Annotated in this window: 5 protein-coding genes; 3 read left to right on the forward strand and 2 right to left on the reverse strand. The window is 35.3% G+C overall.

Features of this window, described 5'->3' with window-relative positions; all coding sequences use genetic code 11:
- Window positions 1-265 precede the first annotated feature (265 nt).
- Both J7K39_00300 and J7K39_00305 read left to right on the forward strand, forming a co-directional pair.
- Window positions 266-1,138: a GIY-YIG nuclease family protein gene (locus J7K39_00300; protein ID MCD6178320.1), complete on the forward strand. Its 873-nt coding sequence runs from the start codon at window positions 266-268 to the stop codon at window positions 1,136-1,138.
- 119 nt (window positions 1,139-1,257) lie between these two features.
- Window positions 1,258-1,920, forward strand: a complete 663-nt coding sequence (locus J7K39_00305; GenBank protein MCD6178321.1) for a hypothetical protein — start codon at window positions 1,258-1,260, stop codon at window positions 1,918-1,920.
- Window positions 1,921-1,929: 9 nt separating this feature from the next.
- Here the strand turns inward: J7K39_00305 and dcm are convergent, their stop codons facing one another.
- Complete coding sequence (dcm, locus tag J7K39_00310) at window positions 1,930-3,153, reverse strand: DNA (cytosine-5-)-methyltransferase (GenBank protein MCD6178322.1); 1,224 nt, start codon at window positions 3,151-3,153, stop codon at window positions 1,930-1,932.
- Window positions 3,150-3,362 carry a hypothetical protein gene (locus J7K39_00315; protein MCD6178323.1) on the reverse strand — a complete coding sequence of 71 codons (213 nt, stop codon included), beginning with the start codon at window positions 3,360-3,362 and terminating at the stop codon, window positions 3,150-3,152. The genes dcm and J7K39_00315 overlap by 4 nt, the downstream gene beginning before the upstream one ends.
- A 315-nt stretch (window positions 3,363-3,677) precedes the next feature.
- Here J7K39_00315 and J7K39_00320 point away from each other — a divergent pair, with 315 nt between their 5' ends.
- Window positions 3,678-4,238: a hypothetical protein gene (locus tag J7K39_00320; protein MCD6178324.1), complete on the forward strand. Its 561-nt coding sequence runs from the start codon at window positions 3,678-3,680 to the stop codon at window positions 4,236-4,238.
- Window positions 4,239-4,376 lie beyond the last annotated feature (138 nt).

Below are 4,376 nucleotides of genomic sequence, written 5' to 3' on the forward strand. Positions count from 1 at the left end.
CCAGCAAACAACGGTGTGTTGCCAATTTTAATATTAGTTTCAAGCGCTTAATGGTGCTTTCGCAAGTGCAACAGCTTTAAAAAGTAGGTCAGATTGTATCTGATAAGAGGTTCCAACAAGTCGCTTCAAGGGACAAGCAGGCTGCGCAGTTTTCTGAAAATCGTCTTGCTGCCAAAATACTCAATTAATCAAATTTAGTTGCTAAAATCCCCGCTTGCCCCTGAGCTCAAACGTTGGGTGGCTATAAAAAGGACAGCATTAAAATATGAAATTCGGTAAGACAATTAAACTTTTTCTGATTGACGGTGATACAAACGGTCGATTGACTTGTGAGTTGTCAAATTGGACGGGAAAAGCATATAAGATTCCAAGAAATTCGATTAGGAATTGTACAGATAGACCAGAATTGCAGACAACAGGTGTTTATATGCTCATGAACAGGAATACAGATTTGTCAGAAAAAGGACAGATTTATATTGGCGAGGCTGAAGATATTTTTAGGAGACTCTCTCAACATATAAAGGAAAAAGATTTTTGGAATGACGCAATTGTTTTTATAAGCAAGGATGACAATTTAAATAAAGCTCACATTAAATATCTCGAAAATAGACTTTATGAGATAGCAAGACATGCAAATAGATACAATGTGATAAATTCCCAAACACCAACTCAGTCAGGTATATCTGAGTCAGATAAAGCTGAAATGGAAGAATTTCTTTCAAACATTTTGACTTTGGTTAGTACTCTTGGATTTAATGCTTTCGAACAAATAAGGCAATTTGCCAAAAAAGAGGATTTAGAAACTGCAAAAGATTTGTTTTACATATCCGCAGTAAGAGGAGCAAGTGGGATTGGAAAGACTACCTCGGAGGGTTTTGTTGTTTTTAAAAATTCACAAATAGCAGACCCTGTGACAAATTCTTATCCAAAGACAATGCAAAAACTGAGAGATACTTTATTGTCAGAGGGCGTTATCATAAAAAAGGATAATAAACTGATTTTAGATCAAGATTATTTATTTAGTAGTTCATCTTCAGCTGTCATGATTATTATGGGGCGTAGTGCAAACGGGCTGACTGAGTGGAAATTAAAATCGGGTAAAACATTACAAGATTATGAGATAGGTGAAAACGATTAACGCCACTCAACAAGTCATTCAACCTGACCACAAGGGCCGGCGTTTGACGTTTACCAAGTTTGTCGAACCCTTGTGGCAGGTTAATTCTGCGTTGTGCAGAAATAAAATAAGGACCAAAAATGGCAAGTAACTTTCAAGATGATGACCGTGAAAATGCGATGATAGGCCTATTTAATCTTTATAAAAATGAAGATGAAGGTCGATCTGGTGTAGACGCATTCCTTGACCTTAATGGGCATACTGTACCTTTTGAATTAAAAACTACTTCTCAGGGTTCAGTAACAACAGTAAGAGATTTCGGGCAAGACCATATAGTAAAATGGAAAGATAAACATTGGCTAATTGGTTTTTTTCTAAAAGGGGAGGACTATTATAAATATGGTTCCCCATCAATGATGGCAGGATGGATCAAAAGCAAGGAGGAATATATCGCTCCAGATTTTAAGTTAGCTACTCTGGTGCCAGCAAAAATAAATATGGAAGACATGTATAACATCGTAGGTAAAAAAGAAATTTATACCTACGATGACGCAAAATCTATTCAAAAAATGCAGTACAAAAAAGAAAAATATTTAAAATTACAAGATGTAAAAGAAGAATATAGTGCTCAAAGAATGCTCGAAATAATTAAAGATCGAGCAGAATACTTGATAAATAGAGGAAGCACCTTGAATAACCCACACATTCCTTTTAGCTATTTTGATGGCTGGGTAAAAATTACTAAAAACCATGCAGAACAATTACGCACTATGGTAGGTAGTTATTTTAAAGAAATCAATTAGCCTCAAAGGCTAACCTTTCAATGCCGTTAAAACACTTACAGCGACATTATAAGCGACTGGAGGTGACACAGAGTTACCGATTTGCCCAAGGATTTGATATACCGCACCAGCAAACTTCCATGACTCAGGAAAACCTTGAATCAATCCAACATCTTGAACAGAAAGTCTAAAATTTCCATTTTTTGCTGGAAAATTTGAGGCTTTTAGTCTATCTGCTTGAACACCATTGGGCCATATCCCCATATCTCCCCAAGCTTTCTGCCCAGCAGTGCTATTTAAAATAGAAGTTGTATTTCTTTTCCCTGTAAATGCGCTACGTATAGTAGGAGATAGGTTATCAAAGCCAATATCTGGTAATCCTAATGATGCCCTAACTCCTAAAACGCTTGGCAATTTTTCTTCAAACAAAGAGTAATAGGTTTGTGGGGTATTGCCATTACAAAAATGATATCGTGTATGCGTAGGTTGGGGCACAGAAAATTTTTTGAATTTATTTTTGTTTCTAAAACCTATAAAAAATATTCTTCTTCTAGTTTGTGGTATTCCAAAATCTGCTGCATGCATTTCAAATTTAATAATTGAATATTCGGAAAGCTGATTGGTTATATATTTTTTAACAAAACCTTCAAATTTAGGATTTAGAATTCCAGGTACATTTTCAGCGATAAAAGCCTTTGGCTTGATTGTATTTACTGCTCGATTAAACTCGCCCCACATATTCCTTTCATCCTCAATCCCCTTTTGTTCACCAGCAATAGAGAATGGTTGACATGGTGGGCCACCATGAATGACATCAATTTTATCTCGTAGGTGTTTCCAGTCGATTTTGGTAACATCACCCTCATCAGGCCCACCTTTTATTACCCACTCAGGGCGATTTAAAGTTAATGTTTTCTTGCAGATAGGTATAAGTTCATATGAAAAAATATGTCTATATCCAGCTCTATCAAAACCTAAATCAAGTCCTCCGCCTCCACTAAATAAGCTTAGAGCAGTTAATCCGTTGTATTCAAGCTGAGGCATCAATTTTCCCGGATCAAGCACGGGCGTATTAATTTCATGTATTCGCTTATGCTCACCATTTTGTGCGCCTAATTTAGCAATGCGCGATTCTTGGGATATTTTTCTATATTCCTCCCTCTTCTCATCCGATATATCATATTTTTTTCGAGCACCATTCTTGTAAACTGAAGTATTATTATTCGCATAAGTTTCTCTTATATTTAGGCTCATTTGTCACTCCCATCATCAATTTTTGCAATAGGTTGTTCATCAGGAGTTTTAAAAAGAGAAGGTTGTTTGGTTTCATAAATTAAACCCTCTGCTTCCTTAACAAACCATTCTTTCATTGTTTCTTGCTTGTATTCTAGGGTGGCATAGAGCTGGCGTTTGAGCTTCGGATCAATTTCTATAACTATCCTTCCTGACTTCCCTCGTGCCATTTTGCCCTCCTCCTAAATATTAGCTATCAATGTTATGTTACATATATAATATAACATGCTGTGATCGACGTCAAGTATATTTTTTGATGCAAGGTGATCGCAAAAAGAGAGGCATTAAAACTGTAGCTATTTTGTCGTAATTTGATATACATATGAATTATTAATAGTATTAAGAATATTATGCATAAAAACTTCTTGGTTTGATTTTTATATTGAACGTAAGAGTCCTAAATAAATAGAAAATGCACAACAAGCCTTTTGCAGCGGACCGCAAAAAGCCGCGGCCGCTGAAAAGCACGTTATGCCTCATAAAATATGAATATCCTTCGTCAAATTGATAGTGATTGCAAAAGTCTTGAGAAATATTTCAACAATTTATTCTCTCTATTAGAGCAATGTTCTCTAGAAGATAAAAAAGCAACCGTTGAGGTATATGACGGTAATGAAACTGAATGTAGTGCATCTTATCATCGAATTTCGCACTTAATCAAACCAGATATGCTCATCAATATTTATAGCCTCCTAGATTTTTGGCTTAAGCAAATATGCACCAATCATAAAAACCAAAAAAACTTGAAATTGAATCATTCAGAAATTAAAGGCAAAAATGACCTTAATTCATATCATAAATATCTGACGAAATACGTGTGCTTAAATCTCAGCAAAGTTCAAGGTAGCTACAACCATTTAGACAATCTTAGGAAGGTGCGTAACTGCTATATTCATTCAGGTGGTCACATATCAGAAGGTGAAAAAAACAAGTTTTTGAATATGAAGTACATAAATCCTGTAAGTTCATTGATTTATATAGAAAAAGAATTTGTCTGGTCATCATTGAAGCATACAAAAGAATATTTGGTTGCGGCGACTGGTTAGATAAAAGGATAAGGGTGCGGCTCTTTTAGGACAACCTTAGTTTTAATAAAATCAACAGGTTATCTAAATGGAAATTCAAAAAAATCAAAGATAACTATTCCTATGCAAACCCCTAAAGGATAACTATCCATTATTACA

The organism is Bacteroidales bacterium (assembly GCA_021157585.1).
Lineage (GTDB): Bacteria > Bacteroidota > Bacteroidia > Bacteroidales > UBA12170 > UBA12170.

Excerpts from the sequence above, each read along its gene's own strand:
- J7K39_00300 (MCD6178320.1), top strand. The coding sequence starts at position 266 with ATGAAATTCGGTAAGACAATTAAACTTTTTCTGATTGACGGTGATACA.
- J7K39_00305 (MCD6178321.1), top strand. The coding sequence starts at position 1,258 with ATGGCAAGTAACTTTCAAGATGATGACCGTGAAAATGCGATGATAGGC.
- dcm (MCD6178322.1), bottom strand. The coding sequence starts at position 3,153 with ATGAGCCTAAATATAAGAGAAACTTATGCGAATAATAATACTTCAGTT.
- J7K39_00315 (MCD6178323.1), bottom strand. The coding sequence starts at position 3,362 with ATGGCACGAGGGAAGTCAGGAAGGATAGTTATAGAAATTGATCCGAAG.
- J7K39_00320 (MCD6178324.1), top strand. The coding sequence starts at position 3,678 with ATGAATATCCTTCGTCAAATTGATAGTGATTGCAAAAGTCTTGAGAAA.